The organism is Actinomadura keratinilytica (assembly GCF_039539665.1).
Classification (GTDB): domain Bacteria; phylum Actinomycetota; class Actinomycetes; order Streptosporangiales; family Streptosporangiaceae; genus Spirillospora; species Spirillospora keratinilytica.
In genome coordinates, this window is record NZ_BAABDO010000030.1 from 20,963 (window position 1) to 36,836 (window position 15,874).

The 15,874-nt window shown below is 70.9% G+C and carries 16 protein-coding genes and 1 tRNA gene; 16 read left to right on the forward strand and 1 reads right to left on the reverse strand.

Annotated features, from left to right (window positions below; translation table 11 throughout):
- Positions 1-138 precede the first annotated feature (138 nt).
- Positions 139-1,350, reverse strand: coding sequence for a pyridoxal phosphate-dependent aminotransferase (locus ABD879_RS12915; protein ID WP_345020965.1), 1,212 nt, complete (start codon positions 1,348-1,350; stop codon positions 139-141).
- 258 nt (positions 1,351-1,608) lie between these two features.
- Between ABD879_RS12915 and ABD879_RS12920 the strand changes: the two genes are divergently transcribed.
- The 16 genes from ABD879_RS12920 to ABD879_RS12995 all read left to right on the forward strand — a co-directional run bounded on the left by ABD879_RS12920 (position 1,609) and on the right by ABD879_RS12995 (position 15,858).
- Positions 1,609-1,681: transfer RNA gene (locus ABD879_RS12920), tRNA-Trp, on the forward strand.
- Between the two features lie 111 nt (positions 1,682-1,792).
- Positions 1,793-2,041 carry a preprotein translocase subunit SecE gene (gene secE, locus ABD879_RS12925; protein ID WP_345020966.1) on the forward strand — a complete coding sequence of 83 codons (249 nt, stop codon included), beginning with the start codon at positions 1,793-1,795 and terminating at the stop codon, positions 2,039-2,041.
- Positions 2,042-2,172: 131 nt separating this feature from the next.
- Entirely contained in the window at positions 2,173-2,964 is a 792-nt protein-coding gene (gene nusG / locus ABD879_RS12930) for a transcription termination/antitermination protein NusG (RefSeq protein ID WP_345020967.1), read from the forward strand.
- Positions 2,965-3,365: 401 nt separating this feature from the next.
- Positions 3,366-3,794, forward strand: coding sequence for a 50S ribosomal protein L11 (rplK, locus tag ABD879_RS12935; protein WP_285494304.1), 429 nt, complete (start codon positions 3,366-3,368; stop codon positions 3,792-3,794).
- An 85-nt stretch (positions 3,795-3,879) separates the two neighbouring features.
- Complete coding sequence (rplA, locus tag ABD879_RS12940; RefSeq protein ID WP_345020969.1) at positions 3,880-4,596, forward strand: 50S ribosomal protein L1; 717 nt, start codon at positions 3,880-3,882, stop codon at positions 4,594-4,596.
- 160 nt (positions 4,597-4,756) lie between these two features.
- Positions 4,757-5,647, forward strand: a complete 891-nt coding sequence (locus ABD879_RS12945; RefSeq protein WP_345020971.1) for a hypothetical protein — start codon at positions 4,757-4,759, stop codon at positions 5,645-5,647.
- Positions 5,648-5,808: 161 nt separating this feature from the next.
- The gene (locus tag ABD879_RS12950; RefSeq protein ID WP_345020974.1) at positions 5,809-6,648 is read left to right on the forward strand and encodes an SCO4651 family lipoprotein; all 840 of its coding nucleotides are present in this window, start codon (positions 5,809-5,811) and stop codon (positions 6,646-6,648) included.
- Positions 6,649-6,811: 163 nt separating this feature from the next.
- Complete coding sequence (locus ABD879_RS12955) at positions 6,812-7,699, forward strand: SCO4651 family lipoprotein (protein WP_345020976.1); 888 nt, start codon at positions 6,812-6,814, stop codon at positions 7,697-7,699.
- Between the two features lie 339 nt (positions 7,700-8,038).
- Entirely contained in the window at positions 8,039-8,614 is a 576-nt protein-coding gene (gene rplJ / locus ABD879_RS12960; RefSeq protein ID WP_345020978.1) for a 50S ribosomal protein L10, read from the forward strand.
- A 77-nt stretch (positions 8,615-8,691) separates the two neighbouring features.
- Positions 8,692-9,084 (forward strand): 50S ribosomal protein L7/L12, encoded by a 393-nt coding sequence (rplL, locus tag ABD879_RS12965; RefSeq protein ID WP_345020980.1) that lies wholly within the window; start codon positions 8,692-8,694, stop codon positions 9,082-9,084.
- A 454-nt stretch (positions 9,085-9,538) separates the two neighbouring features.
- The gene (locus tag ABD879_RS12970) at positions 9,539-10,669 is read left to right on the forward strand and encodes an ABC transporter ATP-binding protein (protein ID WP_345020982.1); all 1,131 of its coding nucleotides are present in this window, start codon (positions 9,539-9,541) and stop codon (positions 10,667-10,669) included.
- Positions 10,669-11,520: an MlaE family ABC transporter permease gene (locus ABD879_RS12975; RefSeq protein WP_425549631.1), complete on the forward strand. Its 852-nt coding sequence runs from the start codon at positions 10,669-10,671 to the stop codon at positions 11,518-11,520. The genes ABD879_RS12970 and ABD879_RS12975 overlap by 1 nt, the downstream gene beginning before the upstream one ends.
- Positions 11,521-11,523: 3 nt before the next feature.
- Complete coding sequence (locus ABD879_RS12980) at positions 11,524-12,372, forward strand: MlaE family ABC transporter permease (RefSeq protein WP_378270554.1); 849 nt, start codon at positions 11,524-11,526, stop codon at positions 12,370-12,372.
- 7 nt (positions 12,373-12,379) lie between these two features.
- The gene (locus ABD879_RS12985; RefSeq protein ID WP_345020984.1) at positions 12,380-13,723 is read left to right on the forward strand and encodes an MCE family protein; all 1,344 of its coding nucleotides are present in this window, start codon (positions 12,380-12,382) and stop codon (positions 13,721-13,723) included.
- Entirely contained in the window at positions 13,720-14,784 is a 1,065-nt protein-coding gene (locus ABD879_RS12990) for an MCE family protein (protein WP_345020986.1), read from the forward strand. The genes ABD879_RS12985 and ABD879_RS12990 overlap by 4 nt, the downstream gene beginning before the upstream one ends.
- Complete coding sequence (locus tag ABD879_RS12995; RefSeq protein WP_345020988.1) at positions 14,785-15,858, forward strand: MCE family protein; 1,074 nt, start codon at positions 14,785-14,787, stop codon at positions 15,856-15,858.
- Positions 15,859-15,874 lie beyond the last annotated feature (16 nt).

Sequence of the window (15,874 nt, forward strand, 5' to 3'; positions counted from 1 at the left end):
CACTTTCGGGCCAGCGGCCACACCGTGCACGCCAGGTTTCCGTCCGGTCCCGGGAACCGGGCGGCGGCGCAGAAGCGCCCCGGCGGGGCGTGCGCTGGAGGCCCCCGCCGGGGCGTCGTGTCATGCGGTGCGGTCGGCTCAGTGCGCCTCGGCCAGCAGCTTGGCGACCCGGGACACGCCCTCCACCAGGTCGTCGTCGCCGAGCGCGTACGACAGCCGGAAGTAGCCCGGGGTGCCGAACGCCTCACCCGGCACCAGCGCGACCTCGGCCTCCTCCAGGATGAGCGAGGCCAGCTCCACCGACGTCTGCGGGCGGCGGCCCCGGATCTCCTTGCCGAGCAGCGCCTTGACCGACGGGTAGGCGTAGAACGCGCCCTCCGGCTCGGGGCACACCACGCCGGGGATCTCGTTGAGCATCCGCACCATCGTCTTGCGGCGCCGGTCGAACGCCGTACGCATTTCCGCCACCGCCGACAGGTCGCCGGTCACCGCGGCCAGCGCCGCCGCCTGCGACACGTTCGCGACGTTGGAGGTGGCGTGCGACTGCAGGTTGGCGGCGGCCTTCACCACGTCCTGCGGGCCGATCAGCCAGCCGACCCGCCAGCCGGTCATCGCGTAGGTCTTGGCGACGCCGTTGAGCACCAGCGTGCGGTCGGCCAGCTCCGGCACCAGCACCGGCATGGAGTGGAACTCGGCGTCCCCGTACACCAGGTGCTCGTAGATCTCGTCGGTGACCACCCACAGGCCGTGCTCGTCCGCCCAGCGGCCGATCTCCTCGATCTGGTCGCGGGTGTAGACGGCGCCGGTCGGGTTGGAGGGGGACACGAACAGCAGCACCTTGGTGCGCTCGGTGCGGGCCGCCTCCAGCTGGTCGACGGTCACCCGGTAGCCGGTGGTCTCGTCGGCCACCACGGTCACCGGCACGCCCCCGGCCAGCTTGATCGACTCGGGGTAGGTGGTCCAGTACGGCGTGGGCACGAGCACCTCGTCGCCCGGGTCCAGCAGCGCCGCGAACGCCTCGTACACCGCCTGCTTGCCGCCGTTGGTGACGAGCACCTGCGCGGCCTCCACCCGCAGGCCGGAGTCGCGGGCCGTCTTCTCGGCGATGGCCGCGCGCAGCTCGGGCAGCCCGGCGGCCGGCGTGTACTTGTGGAACCGCGGCTCCCGGGCCGCGGCGACCGCGGCCTCGACGATGTAGTCGGGGGTCGGGAAGTCCGGCTCGCCCGCACCGAACCCGATGACCGGGCGGCCCGCCGCCTTCAGCGCCTTGGCCTTGGCGTCGACGGCCAGCGTGGCGGACTCGGAGATGGCGGCGATACGCCTGGACAGGCGAGGACGATCGATGCTCATGCCTCCTATCGTTACAGACCCGGGGTGCTGACTTCAGCGGTATCCCCGCCGGTGGGACGGGGGGCCGCGGCCGGGCCGGACGGCCGGTTCGCGACATGGCGCGCGCTCCGGTTCGACGCGGGCGCCTCGGCGACGTAGACTCACCGTCCTAGTGGCGGCTCACGGCATACGGCCCTGTCCACGGAAGGCCGTAAGCTATGAACGACACGACCCGGTCGGCGACGGTCGGGGCGTCTCCTTGCGTGGGAGAAAAAGTGAAGGGCAGTGGCTCAATTGGTAGAGCTCCGGTCTCCAAAACCGGCGGTTGGGGGTTCGAGTCCCTCCTGCCCTGCGAGGTGCGGTGCGCGCACCCGTGCCTGCCAGGCGATGGCACGCCGCACGGTGAGCGAGCGAGTCAACCACAGGGTGGTTGGTCACGACCTATGAGGTGAACGGCGGCACAATGGCGACTGAGACGCGCGGCGAGGCCGCGGCCAAGGACGAAGGCAAGGGCAAAGCCCAACGGAAGCGGACGTCTCCCGCTCTCTTCGTGCGCCAGATCGTCGCCGAGCTGCGCAAGGTCATCTGGCCGACCCGGCGCGAGCTGATCACCTACACGGCCGCGGCCCTGGTGTTCGTGCTGATCATGCTCGCCATCGTCTCCGGCCTCGACTGGCTGCTGCAGCGAGGCGTGTTCTGGGTCTTCGGCTGAGCCGCCGGCGCCGGGCGGCCGTCCGCGCCGCCGCCGGCGTACCGCCGAGGGCCGTCCGGGCCCCGCGGGGGCGTCCGCCCGCATCGCCCGGAAACTCCATCATCACCATTCGTACGAGGGAAAGAGTCGCCGTGTCCGAGTCCTCACAGCCCAACGACGAGGCCGTCGAACAGGCCCGGTCCGCCGAGGCTGCTGCGGCCGAGCCGTCGGGTGAGCCCGCCGGGGCGGATGCGCCCGCCGCCGGCGCCGAGCCGGTGGACACGGAGACCGAGGGCGACGCCGCCGAGTCCGGCGACGGCGCCGAGGCGGAGGAGTCCGCCGAGGCCGAGCCCCCGGCCGACCCGTACGCCGAGTTCAAGATGCAGCTGCGGATGCAGCCGGGCGACTGGTACGTCGTGCACTCCTACGCGGGGTACGAGAACCGGGTCAAGACCAACATCGAGACCCGCACGCAGACCCTGAACATGGAGGACTACATCTTCCAGATCGAGGTCCCCCAGCACGAGGTGACCGAGATCAAGGGCGGCAAGCGGCAGAAGGTCAACGAGAAGGTCCTGCCCGGCTACATCCTGGTCCGCATGGAGCTGACCGACGAGTCGTGGGCCGCCGTCCGCAACACGCCCGGCGTCACCGGCTTCGTCGGCCTGTCCAACAAGCCGTCCCCGCTCAGCCTGGACGAGGTCGCCGCGCTGCTCGCGCCCGAGCCGGAGGAGCCCGCCAAGGCCAAGGAGCAGGTCAAGGCCGCGCCGTCGGTGGACTTCGAGGTCGGCGAGTCGGTCACCGTCATGGACGGCCCGTTCGCCACCCTGCCCGCCACCGTCAACGAGATCAACGCCGAGCAGCAGAAGCTGAAGGTGCTGGTCAGCATCTTCGGCCGGGAGACGCCCGTCGAGCTGTCGTTCAACCAGGTCTCCAAGATCTGACCGGGACGCGGCGTCCGGCCGGGACGCGTATCCTGGACGGGTCGGCATAGCGCGCGGGGAGGGTCCGCTCGGATGTTCGCGCCGGTCTCCGGCCGCACGTCCGCGGGTCGTCCCCGCGCCGTGTGAAGACGGCCGGTGTCCGGCACGGCGCCGGGTGCGAGAGCCCCGGCTCCGTGCCTTCCGGACCGGCCGCGGACGCGAGGCACCGGCCCGCCCGAGGAGACGGCTCCGTCCACGGCTCCACGCCGATCAGGCCATATCGTCAGGCCGCATCGCGTCGTTCCCGCGTCCGCGGGGATGACCGGGCACAGCGGTTCCTACGTCGCGGTTAAGTCCCGGCCGCGACGTTGCCCGTGGAACGCGGGAACCGGAACCGAAGCAAACGGGACGTAGGGGTGCAGATGCCTCCGAAGAAGAAGGTCGCCGCGATCGTCAAGGTGCAGCTGCAGGCCGGGCAGGCGACCCCGGCGCCGCCGGTCGGTACCGCGCTCGGTCCGCACGGCGTCAACATCATGGACTTCTGCAAGCAGTACAACGCTGCCACGGAGTCCCAGCGCGGCAACGTCATCCCCGTAGAGATCACCATCTACGAGGACCGCTCGTTCAGCTTCGTCACCAAGACCCCGCCGGCCGCGCAGCTGATCCTCAAGGCCGCGGGCGTGGAGAAGGGCAGCGGCGAGCCGCACAAGAACAAGGTCGGCTCGGTCACCCGCGACCAGATCCGGGAGATCGCGCAGACCAAGATGCCCGACCTGAACGCCAAGGACATCGACGCCGCCGAGAAGATCATCGCCGGCACCGCCCGGTCCATGGGCATCGAGGTCAAGTAGAACTCTCGTACGGGACGTCCGTACGACCGTGGAAGGGCCTGGCGCGGCCCGTACCACGACCTCCTTTCACACCAGGGAGACAGACATGAAGCGCAGCAAGGCGTACCGCGCCGCGGCCGAGAAGATCGACCGCGAGCGCCTGTACAGCCCGGCCGAGGCCATGCGGCTGGCCAAGGAGACCAGCGTCACCAAGTTCGACGCGACCGTGGAGGTCGCGCTGCGGCTCGGCGTGGACCCGCGCAAGGCCGACCAGATGGTGCGCGGCACGGTCAACCTGCCGCACGGCACCGGTAAGACCGCCCGCGTGCTGGTGTTCGCGGGCGGCGCCAAGGCCGAGGAGGCCCGCGAGGCCGGGGCCGACATCGTCGGGTCCGACGACCTGATCGAGAAGATCCAGGGCGGCTTCCTGGACTTCGACGCCGTGGTGGCCACCCCCGACCAGATGGGCAAGGTCGGCCGGCTGGGCCGGGTGCTGGGTCCGCGCGGCCTGATGCCCAACCCCAAGACCGGCACGGTCACCATGGATGTGGCCAAGGCGGTCACCGACATCAAGGGCGGGAAGATCGAGTTCCGGGTGGACCGGCACGCGAACCTGCACTTCATCGTCGGCCGGACCTCCTTCGGCGAGCGGCAGCTGGTGGAGAACTACGCCGCCGCGATCGAGGAGGTGCTGCGGCTCAAGCCGTCGGCGGCCAAGGGCCGGTACATCAAGAAGGCCGCGGTGACCACCACGATGGGGCCGAGCGTTCCGATCGACCCGAACGCCGTGCGGAACCTGACCGCCGAGCTCGACGAGGCCTGATCGGCGACTCGCGGCAGACGTGCAGGGCGTCCCCCTCGGGGGGCGCCCTTTTGCCGTGTACGTTCCGTCCGAAATGCCGCGTCTGTGGTGCGGGCGGGGGCGGTGGTGTTGAATCGGTCTCCGCCCGCGCAGGCTCGTCGACGCAAGGGGACGGAGGACCGTGGACCGTCGTGCCGAACACCTGGCCGTGATGGCCGCCGTCACGGCCGCGGCCGTGGTGCCCGCCGCGATCGCGGCCGTCGTCAAGGCGGGGCCGGAGGAGTCCCGCGGCACTCCGCGGACGCCCGTGGCGGCCGTCAAGAGCGCCCCCGCCGCCCCGGTCCCCGAGGCGGCCGGAACGTCCCGCTCCCCGCTCCCTGAGAACACGCCCCGGGCGGCGCCCACGAGCGGCGCGCCGGCGACCGCTTCGGCCACGCCGGGGCGCACCTCCCGCGCGGCCGCCGCCGACACCCCCGCCCCTCGCGCCTCCGCCGAGCGGACGCCGCTGCGCTCGTACGTCCGCGTGACCGAAGTGCGGCTGTCCGGGGCGGCCAACGGCGACTACGAGCACGCCGCCGAGACCGCGCGTTTCACCCTGGCGCCCCGGTTCGCGCTGGACGCCACCGGCGTGCGGACGAGCGTGCGCGGCGGCGAGAAGACCACTTTCACCCAGCGGGCGATCGTCAAGGGCCGGACGGTGTCGGGCTTCGACGGCACCGCATGGCGGCACCGCACGCTGACCGGCGTCCAGCTCGCCGGGCTGCGGGAGGGGGCCGACCCGCGGCGGCTGACCGACCTGGTCCGGTCGCTGCCGGGCGTGCACAGGTCGGCGCCCGACGGGGCCGGCTCGGTGCGCTACACGGCCGGGGTGTCGGTCGGCACCCTGCTGTCCCTGCTGCCGGAGGCGGAGACCGGACCGGCGGGGCGGGCGCTCAGGTCGGTGCCGTCCGGCATCGGGGTCTCCCTGGACATGCGGGTGGACGCCGACGGCCGCCCCACCCTGATCGGCCTGCGGGCGGCGGTGCCGGGCGGGCGGTTCAGCGGCTCGATGGCGTTCCGCTCCTACCGCTGAGAACGCCCGGGCAGGCCGCGGCCGCCGTGTCGCGCAGTCCCGTACGGGTACGCCGCGGGTCGTACCGCTGAGCGAGGCATTCGTACCAATGGGGGATGTCCGTCCCCCTTGGCCGGACGAGACTGTGGTCATCGGTAGGCAACCAGGGAGGCTCGATCCTCATGAATCGCCGATTCGCCGTGGCCGCGGGAGGCACCGCCGTGGGCGCCGCGCTGCTGCTGTCCGGCTGCGCCGGTGACGGTTCGCGGCAGGTGTCCACGGGCGCGATGAAGCTGAGCGCCGCCGAGGCCGTCCTGCAGTCGTCGCAGAAGACCGGGCAGGCCGACTCGTTCAAGGCCGACCTGACCGTGACCGACGCGCGCAGCGGCGCGCACGTGCAGGCCACCGGCCGGTTCCGGCTGCGGCCGGAGCTGACGTTCAGCGCGCAGCTGCAGAAGGCCGAGGGCGCGGGGCCGGCGGGCGCCGGCGGGCAGGCGATCTACACCGGCGGCGTGCTGTACGCCAAGGTGCCGCAGCTCGCCCGGTTCACGGCCGACGGCAAGCCGTGGGTGAAGGTGGACGTGGCCCAGGCGGGGCGGCGGGCGGGCGTCGACGTCGCCGGCCTGGTCGAGCAGGTGCAGCGGGTCGACCCGGCCGAGCAGACCAAGATGTTCACCGCGTCCAAGGACGTGCGCAGGGTCGGCGAGGAGACCGTCGACGGGGTGCGCACCGTCCACTACACCGGGACGGTGACCGTCCGGGAGGCGCTGGACCGGCTCGACCCCGACGCGCGGCAGCGGGTGAGCCGCTGGTTCCCGCAGGGCGCGTCCGACGAGAAGATCGCCTTCGACCTGTGGGCGGACGCCGACCAGCTGCCCCGCAAGATCGTGTCCAAGGGGGCGAGCGGCGACACCGGCTCGGTGACCGTGCGCTACAGCGACTACGGCAAGTCGTTCAGCGTCAACCCGCCCCCCGCCGACCAGGTCGGCGAGCTGCCGCTGACCGGCCTGTTCGGCAACTGACCGCCGGGCCGCCCGGCATCCGCCGGGGGCGCGCCGCGAGCCCGCCCCGCGGGCCGGCGCACCTCCGGCGAATCGGGATGAACCGAAAGGATCTTCTCGGCGTCTGAGTATGCGGCCTGCGGTGGTCGGCAGGCCGTCCGTCTCACGAACCGAGGAGAGATCCATGATTCGTCGCTTCGCCGCGGGCACCGCGGTGGCCACCGGCCTCGCCCTGTCCCTGACCGGATGCCTGGGCGGGGCGGAGCGGGCCGAGGACGCCATCAAGCTCACCGCGGCACAGGTGCTGGGCAAGGCGGCGGAGAAGACGGGGCAGACCGACTCGTTCAAGGCCACCGTGTCGATGCGGATGAACGATTCGCAGACCGGGGCGGTCAGCGCGGACGGCGAGATGCAGTACCGCACCAAGCCGGACCTGGCCTACTCGATGGACTTCAGCCGGATGAGCGTGGGCGGCCAGTCCATGGGCGGCATCCAGCAGGTGTTCATCGGCGACGCGATGTACATGAAGATGCCGATGCTCAGCCAGATGGCCGGCGCGCTCGGCGGCAGCGGCGCGCAGCTGGGCGCCAAGCCGTGGCTGAAGATCTCGCTGTCGGAGATCGGCCGGCAGTCGGGCATCAACGTCGAGCAGCTGCTGGAGCAGTCGCGGCAGCTCGACCCCGTCCAGAACACCAAGATGCTCACCGCCTCCAAGGACGCCCGCGAGGTGGGCAAGGAGACGGTGGAGGGCGTGGAGACCACCCACTACACCGGCACCTACCGGATGCAGGACGCGGTGGCCAAGCTGCCGGCCGAGCAGCGCGAGGCGTACCAGAAGTCGCTGGCGCAGACCGGCATGGACTCGATGACCTTCGACCTGTGGGTCGACAAGGACCAGCTGCCGCGCAAGCTGGCGATGAAGAGCACCCAGGGCGGCCAGGGCGACATGACGATCACGATGACCTACCGGGACTACGGCAAGCCGGTGCAGATCAGCGCCCCGCCCGCCGACCAGGTCACCGACTTCAGCGAGCTGATGAAGAACCTGCCCAACGTGCCCACCGGCAGCTGACCGCTCGGCCGCTGCGAGGCCGCACCCTTCGGCGGGGTGCGGCCTCGCCGCATGTCGGGGCCGCGCACTTCCCCGGTCGTCGGGTGAAGGATTTTGTGCGCGGCCGGACCACCGCGTAGTCTTGACGATTGCCGAAGACCGCCGGTCGTCGCCCCGTCCGGGGCGGCCGAAGGACCCGCGCCCGCCAGGGCGCCGGGCGGCCCGCGTAGGTGAGACGAGAGCTTCCGTGCGACCTCCGCGTCGTGCCGACGCCCCGTGCGCCTACGCCGGGGCGTTTCTGTGTTTCTGGCAGAGCCTTTCGCCCCGGCGGCTTCCACCCAGGTAATCGGAAGGAGGCCCATGGCAAAGGCCGACAAGGCCGCGGCGATCGCCGAGCTCACGGAAGAGTTCCGGAGCTCCAGCGGCGCCGTGCTGACCGAGTACCGCGGGCTGACGGTTGCAGAGCTGAACAAGCTGCGCACCAATCTCGGCGAGCACGCCCGGTTCGCCGTGGTGAAGAACACGCTGACCAAGATCGCCGCGTCCGACGCGGGTCTGGACGAGGAGTTCCGGAACCTGCTGCAGGGCCCGTCCGCGATCGCCTTCGTCAAGGGCGACGTGGTCGAGGCGGCCAAGGGGCTGCGTGACTTCGCCAAGGAGAACCCGCTCCTGGTGATCAAGGGCGGTTACATCGACGGCAAGCCGATGGACGCCGCCGAGGTCACCAAGCTCGCCGACCTGGAGTCTCGCGAGGTGCTCCTCGCGAAGCTGGCCGGCGCGATGAAGGGCTCCATGGCCAACGCGGCCGCCCTGTTCAACGCGCTGCCGACCCAGGCCGCCCAGCTCGCCGAGGCGCTGCGCGCCAAGCGCGAGGAGGCCGGCGAGACCGCCGAGGCCCCGGCCGCCCAGGCCGACGCCGACGCGTCCGCCGAGTGACCGGGGTCCCGCCCGGACCGACCACCCGCGGTCGTATCGACGACCCATCTGCCAAGCCCTAGCGGAGGAAAGACACCATGGCGAAGCTCAGCACCGAAGAGCTGCTCGACGCGTTCAAGGAGATGACCCTCCTGGAGCTGTCGGAGTTCGTCAAGCAGTTCGAGGAGACCTTCGACGTCAAGGCCGCCGCCCCGGTGGCCGCCGTCGCCGCCCCCGGCGCCCCGGCCGCCGGCGGCGAGGCCCCGGCCGAGGAGGCCAAGGACGAGTTTGACGTCATCCTCGAGGCCGCCGGCGACAAGAAGATCCAGGTCATCAAGGAGGTCCGCGCCCTCACGAGCCTCGGCCTGAAGGAGGCCAAGGACCTGGTCGACAGCGCGCCCAAGCCGCTGCTGGAGAAGGTCAACAAGGAGCAGGCCGACAAGGCCAAGGAGGCCCTGGAGAAGGCCGGCGCGACGGTCACCGTCAAGTAAGGCTTCTCACGGCATCGCGAGGCGCCTCTGGCGCGCTTCGGCTCGCTTCGTACGAGGCGGCCGTCCCACGTGGGTGGGGCGGCCGCCTCGTCGCGTTCCGGCGCCGCCGGCCCGGCCGGTGCGCGGGCCCACCGTCGGCGCGGGCGCCCGCGGCGGGTGCACGGCGGGACGGAAGGCGTCTCGTCATGGTGTTGTGACGGATCGTCCCGGACCAGTAGTCTCACCAGGCACGTAAGTAACGATTCTCTTACGACCTCACTGGACGGCGGGTCCAATTCCGCCCACCCTCTTCCATTTCCGCGCCGGGCCGCTACGGTAGTGACACCCGCCACAGCTACCCGGCGGTAGCAACGGGAGTGGTCCGCTGAGTGACGACGACGCACGGAGTGCTACGACCACACAGCTGCTCGGTCTTTGGTTCCGGATTCCCCCCGGCCTGGACGAAAGGTGACGAGTGGGCGTCGAGATCAGGGTTGAGGGACTGACCAAGTCCTTCGGCCGCCAGACCATCTGGCAGGACGTGTCGCTGACGCTGCCCGCGGGAGAGATCAACGTGCTCCTCGGGCCCTCCGGCACGGGCAAGTCGGTGTTCCTGAAGTCGCTTGTCGGGCTGCTCAAGCCGGACCGCGGCCACATCTGGATCGGCGACCGCGACCTGCCGCGCCTGCCCGAGGCGCAGCTGTACGAGACCCGCAAGCTGTTCGGGGTGCTGTTCCAGGACGGCGCGCTGTTCGGGTCGATGAACATCTACGACAACATCGCCTTCCCGCTGCGCGAGCACACCCGCAAGACCGAGGCGGAGATCCGGCGGATCGTCCTGGAGAAGATGGACATGGTCGGCCTGCTCGGGGCCGAGCACAAGCTCCCCGGCGAGATCTCCGGCGGGATGAAAAAGCGCGCCGGCCTGGCCCGCGCGCTGGTGCTGGACCCGGAGATCCTGCTGGTGGACGAGCCGGACTCGGGTCTGGACCCGGTCCGCACCGCCTACCTCAACCAGCTGATCGTCGATCTGAACGCGCAGATCAACGCGACGTTCCTGATCGTCACCCACGACATCAACACCGCGCGGACCGTGCCGGACAACATCGGCCTGCTGTTCCGCCGCGAGCTGGTGATGTTCGGGCCGCGCGAGATGCTGCTGTCCAGCGAGGAGCCGGTCGTCCGCCAGTTCCTCAACGCCCGCCGGGTCGGCCCGATCGGGATGTCGGAGGAGAAGGACGTCTCCGAGCTGGAGGCCGAGGCCAGGATGGGCCACGACCCCGGCAAGCTGCCGCCGATCCCGCCGCAGCTGATGCCCAGCGACGGGCGGGTGCGCGCGGGCCAGCACGCCCCGGGCGCCTGGTGCGCCGCCAACGGCGTGACGCCGCCGCCCGGATCGTTCATCGACGACCAGGGCCGCAACTGGGTCGAGGAGTGGCCGCGTTACGTCGCGGCCATGTCCGGCGCGCCCGCGGGCCAGGGGGCGCCCCCGCCCCCGGCGCAGGGCCGGTCGGCGCCGCCCCCGCAGCCCGGCCAGGGTGCGCCGCCGCCCCCCGGCGCCTGGCCGCCGCCGCCCACCTCGCCGCCCCCCGGAGGCCGGCGCTGATGTCGTCTCCTGGTATCGGCGCGAACCAGCGAGAGGGCACCCGCAAAAGCAGCGCCTCCGACGTGTTCCGCAAGGTCGGGGACGGGGCGGTCAACGTCGCCGTCAAGGAGCCCGGCCGGTTCTTCGCCCTGTGCCTGGACACCGTCCGGGCGATGTTCGTGTGGCCGTTCCAGTGGCGGGAGTTCATCCAGCAGTCCTGGTTCATCGTGTCGGTCACGGTGATCCCGACGATGCTGGTGGCCATCCCGTTCGGCGGGATCCTGTCGCTGCAGGTCGGCGGGCTGATCCGGCAGCTGGGCGCGCAGTCGTTCACCGGCGCGACCGCGGTGGTGGCGATCGTGCGCGAGGCCAGCCCGCTGGTCACCTCGCTGCTGGTGGCGGGCGCGGCGGGCTCGGCCATGTGCGCCGACATCGGCTCCCGCAAGATCCGCGAGGAGATCGACGCGATGGAGGTGCTGGGCATCAACCCGCTGCACCGCCTGGTGGTCCCGCGCATGCTGGCCTGCGCGTTCATCGCCCTGTTCCTCAACGGCCTGGTGTCGGTGGTCGGGCTGGTCGGCGGCTACACCTTCAACGTGCTGCTGCAGGACGGCACGCCGGGCGCCTACCTGGCCTCGTTCAACGCCATCGCGCAGCTGCCCGACCTGGTGCAGGCCGAGATCAAGGCGTTCGTGTTCGGCATCACCGCGGGGCTGGTCGCCGCCTACAAGGGGCTGAACGCCAAGGGCGGCCCGAAGGGCGTGGGCGACGCGGTCAACCAGACGGTCGTGATCACCTTCATGCTGCTGTTCCTGGAGAACTTCCTGATCACCACCCTGTACTTCCAGTTCGTCCCGCAGAAGGGCATGTAGGAGATGGCGGCGCCAGGCAAGACGGGCAGGGCCGTCTCCCGGATGGTCAACGCCCCGCTGGAGCGGCTGGACGACTTCGGGCACCAGCTGTCGTTCTACGCGCGTGCCTTCGCGTGGGTGTTCCGCGTGCTGCGCCGCTACCGCACCGAGGTGCTGCGGCTGCTGGCCGAGGTCAGCCTCGGCACCGGCGGGCTGGCGGTGATCGGCGGCAGCGTGGTGATCGTCGGGTTCATGACGTTCTTCACCGGCAGCCAGGTCGGCATGCAGGGCTACAACTCGCTGAACCAGATCGGCACGGCCGCGTTCACCGGGTTCGTGGCGTCCTACTTCAACACGCGCGAGATCGCCCCGCTGGTGTCGGCGCTGGCGCTGTCGGCCACGGTGGGCTGCGGGTTCACCGCCCAGCTCGGCGCGATGCGGATCTCCGACGAGATCGACGCGCTGGAGGTCATGGCCGTCCCGTCCATGCCGTTCCTGGTGACCACCCGGCTGCTGGCCGGGATGATCGCGGTGATCCCGCTGTACGTGGTCGGCCTGCTGGCCTCCTACGGCGCCACCCGGCTGATCGTGACGATCTTCTACGGGCAGTCCACCGGCACCTACGACCACTACTTCCATCTGTTCCTACCGCCGTACGACATCCTCTGGTCGTTCGGCAAGGTGATCGTCTTCTCGATGCTCGTGATGCTGATCCACTGCTACTACGGCTACAACGCCAGCGGCGGACCGGCCGGCGTGGGCGTGGCGGTGGGCCGCGCCGTGCGCACCAGCATCGTCGTCGTCAACGTGGCGGACCTGCTGCTCGGCATGGCCATCTGGGGCGCCACCACGACCGTGCGGATCGCGGGGTGAACCGGGGATGACGTCGCTTCCGCAGAGCCCGTCGCGTCCGTTCGGCGGCATGTCGCAGCGGATCCGCCACCGGCTGCTCGGGCTGTCCATGCTGCTGGTGCTCGCGCTGCTGCTGGCGCTGGTCGTGGCGCTGTACAACAAGGCGTTCACCCCCGTGGTCCGGGTGCAGGTGGCCACCGAGCGGGCCGGACTGCAGCTGCTGCCCCGCTCCGACGTCAAGGTGCGCGGGCTGATCGTGGGGGAGGTGCGCGGCACCCGGGCGACGCCCGACGGCGCGATCCTCGACCTGGCCATCAACCGGGACAAGGCCGAGCTGATCCCGCGCAACGTGCAGGCCCGGCTGCTGCCCAAGACGCTGTTCGGCGAGAAGTACGTCGATCTGCAGGTCCCGGCGCAGCCCGGACCGGTCGGGCTGCGCGCCGGCCAGGTGATCCGGCAGGACCGCTCGCAGGCCGCGGTGGAGATCGACCAGGTGCTGGACAACCTGCTGCCGCTGCTGGAGGCGGTGCCGCCGGCCAAGCTGAACGCCACGCTGAACGCCCTGGCCACCGCGCTGCAGGGGCGCGGCGACCAGATCGGCCGCAACCTGGAGCAGGCCGACGCGCTGCTGAAGAAGATCAACCCGGAGCTGGACACGCTGGTCTACGACCTCAAGGCGCTGGCCGACACCGCCGACGTCTACGACCAGGCCGCCCCGGACCTGCTGCGGACGCTGCGCAACCTCAACGTCACCAGCGACACGGTCACGCAGAAGCGCGCCACGATCGAGGACCTCATCCCGCAGATCACCGGGCTGGCCGACAAGGGCGACCGGTTCATGCGCAACAACGGCCCCAAGATCATCGGCTTCAACATCGCCAACCGGGACGGGCTGGCGCTGGTCGCCCGGTACTCGCCCGAGCTGCCCTGCGTCACCGAGGGGATCATGAAGCTCAAGCCGCGCGCCGAGGAGGCGGGCGGCGGCCGCACCCCGACGTTCAACCTCACCATCGAGATCGTCAAGCCGCGGCCGGGCTACAAGCACCCGTTGGACCTGCCCGAGGTGAAGGACTACCGCGGGCCGCGCTGCTACGGCCTGCCCAACCCCAAGGTGCCCTTCCCCGACTACCTGGCGCTGGACGGCACGCAGGACGACCTGTGGTGGAAGGACGCCCAGAGCAGCGGGCAGGCCGGCTCCCGCGGCCGGGCCGCCTCGGGCGTGCTGGTCGATCCCGGCACCCGGATGAGCGACAAGGAGAAGGTCAAGGCCATGGTGGGCCCGCTCACCCGGACCCCGTCCGACCAGGTCCCCGACGCGGCCCAGCTGCTGTTCGGCCCGCTGCTGGACGGAGCGGTGGTGGAGGTCAGGTGAGCGCCGTGGGCAAGACGACCAGTGCCGCGATCAAGCTGGGCATCTTCATCGCCCTCACCTCTCTGGCGACCGGCGTGCTGGCGATGACGATCGCCAACGTGCGGTTCGCCGACACCCGCACCTACAAGGCCGTGTTCTCCGACGCGACCGGGCTGCTGGAGAACGACGACGTGCGGATCGCCGGGGTGCGGGTCGGCCAGGTCGACGACGTCAAGCTGTACTCCGACCGCTCCGACGGCGGGAAGATGAAGGCGCTCGTCACCTTCAGCGTGCAGCGCGACGGGGTGCTGCGCGCCGGGCTGCCGGAGTCGACCGGGGTGCAGCTGCGCTACCGCAACCTGATGGGGCAGCGGTACCTGTCGCTGAGCCAGGAGCAGCCGGGCCGGGTCAACGGCTACCTGCGGCCGGGCGCGGTGATCCCCGACGCCAAGACCGAGGAGGCCCTCGACCTCACCGCGCTGTTCAACGGGTTCCGCCCGCTGTTTCGTGCATTGGAGCCGCAGGACGTCAACAAGCTGGCCATGGAGATCGTCCAGGTCCTGCAGGGTGAGTCCGGCACCGTCAACAGCCTGCTGGCGCACCTGGCGTCGCTGACCGACACGCTCGCCGACCGGGACCGGGTGATCGGCAACGTGATCACCAATCTGAACAACGTGCTGGGCGCGATCGACTCCCGGCACACCGAGATCAACAAGCTGATCACCGACCTGCGCGGCCTGGTCAGCGGGGTCGCGGCGGACCGGGACGCGATCTTCGACTCGGTGTCGGCGCTGAACGGGCTGAGCTCCACCACCGCGGCGCTGCTCAAGGACGTGCGCCCCGACGTGCGCGACGACATCGCGGGCCTGCGCCGGCTCACCGCGACCCTCAACGCCAACGAGAAGGACCTGGAGAACGCGCTCGAGCGGACCCCGGACCGGATGGCGGGGCTGGTCAACATCTCCTCGTACGGGTCGTGGTTCAACATGTACCTCTGCGGCCTCGACGCGCGGGTGCGGCTGCCGGGCGGACCGGTCTACCAGACCCCGGCGATCGTGAACGAGAACGCGAGGTGCAAGTAGATGAGGATCCCGTTCCGGGAGCGCAACCCGGTCCCCATCGGCCTCACCGCGTTCGCGGTCATCGCCGCCGCGCTGCTGGTGGCGCTGAACCTGGAGAGCCTGCCGCTGGTCAACGGGCAGCGCACGTACACCGCGGACTTCGCCGAGGCCGCCGGGCTGCGGGCCGACGAGGAGGTGCGCATCGCGGGGGTCAAGGTCGGCAAGGTCACCGGGCTGGAGCTGGCCGGCGACCACGTCAAGGTCACCTTCCGGGTGGACGACCAGGTGCGGCTGGGCTGGAAGACCCAGGCCGCCATCAAGATCAAGACCCTGCTCGGCTCGCACTACCTGGAGCTGAAGCCGGACGGCACCGGACGGCTCAAGCACATCCCGCGCGAGCGCACCAGCACCCCGTTCGAGGTCGTCCCGGCGGTCAGCGAGCTGAGCGAGCGGGTCGACAAGATCGACACCCAGCAGCTGGCCAAGTCGTTCGACGTGCTGTCGGACACCTTCCAGAACTCCCCGGACGAGATCCGGGCGGCGCTGCAGGGGCTGCGGCGGCTGTCGCACACGGTCGCGTCCCGCGACGACGAGCTGCACGAGCTGGCCGACCGCGCCAAGGACGTCTCGCAGCTGCTGGCCGACCGCAACCAGGACTTCGTCAAGCTGCTGCAGGACGGCGACAAGATCCTGCAGGAGGTGCGGGCCCGCCGCGCGGTGATCCACCAGCTGCTGGTCAACACGGTCGCGCTGACCCAGCAGGTGAACGCGCTGATCAAGGAGAACGAGGCGCAGCTGAGGCCGATGCTGGACAACCTGGAGCGGGTCAACAAGATCCTGCTGCGCAACCAGGACAACCTGGACCGCATCATCAAGCTGTACGCGCCGTTCGCCCGGCAGTTCGCCGACGTCACGGGCAGCGGCCGCTGGTTCGACGCCTACCTGCAGAACCTGCTGCCGATCCCGGCGTCGATCCAGAACCCGCAGACGCAGAACGGCGCCGGCACCCAGAGCGGCACCGGCACGCGGCAGGGGGGCCGGTCAGGACAGTCAGGCAACGGCCAGGGCAACAGCGTGTTGCCGTTCCTCCCGTGAGCGAGCACCAGGCAGG

Bases quoted from the DNA above. Each gene is read 5' to 3' on its own strand.
- ABD879_RS12915 (WP_345020965.1), bottom strand. From the start codon at position 1,350: ATGAGCATCGATCGTCCTCGCCTGTCCAGGCGTATCGCCGCCATCTCC.
- secE (WP_345020966.1), top strand. From the start codon at position 1,793: ATGGCGACTGAGACGCGCGGCGAGGCCGCGGCCAAGGACGAAGGCAAG.
- rplK (WP_285494304.1), top strand. From the start codon at position 3,366: ATGCCTCCGAAGAAGAAGGTCGCCGCGATCGTCAAGGTGCAGCTGCAG.
- rplA (WP_345020969.1), top strand. From the start codon at position 3,880: ATGAAGCGCAGCAAGGCGTACCGCGCCGCGGCCGAGAAGATCGACCGC.
- ABD879_RS12950 (WP_345020974.1), top strand. From the start codon at position 5,809: ATGAATCGCCGATTCGCCGTGGCCGCGGGAGGCACCGCCGTGGGCGCC.
- ABD879_RS12955 (WP_345020976.1), top strand. From the start codon at position 6,812: ATGATTCGTCGCTTCGCCGCGGGCACCGCGGTGGCCACCGGCCTCGCC.
- rplJ (WP_345020978.1), top strand. From the start codon at position 8,039: ATGGCAAAGGCCGACAAGGCCGCGGCGATCGCCGAGCTCACGGAAGAG.
- rplL (WP_345020980.1), top strand. From the start codon at position 8,692: ATGGCGAAGCTCAGCACCGAAGAGCTGCTCGACGCGTTCAAGGAGATG.
- ABD879_RS12975 (WP_425549631.1), top strand. From the start codon at position 10,669: ATGTCGTCTCCTGGTATCGGCGCGAACCAGCGAGAGGGCACCCGCAAA.
- ABD879_RS12980 (WP_378270554.1), top strand. From the start codon at position 11,524: ATGGCGGCGCCAGGCAAGACGGGCAGGGCCGTCTCCCGGATGGTCAAC.
- ABD879_RS12985 (WP_345020984.1), top strand. From the start codon at position 12,380: ATGACGTCGCTTCCGCAGAGCCCGTCGCGTCCGTTCGGCGGCATGTCG.
- ABD879_RS12995 (WP_345020988.1), top strand. From the start codon at position 14,785: ATGAGGATCCCGTTCCGGGAGCGCAACCCGGTCCCCATCGGCCTCACC.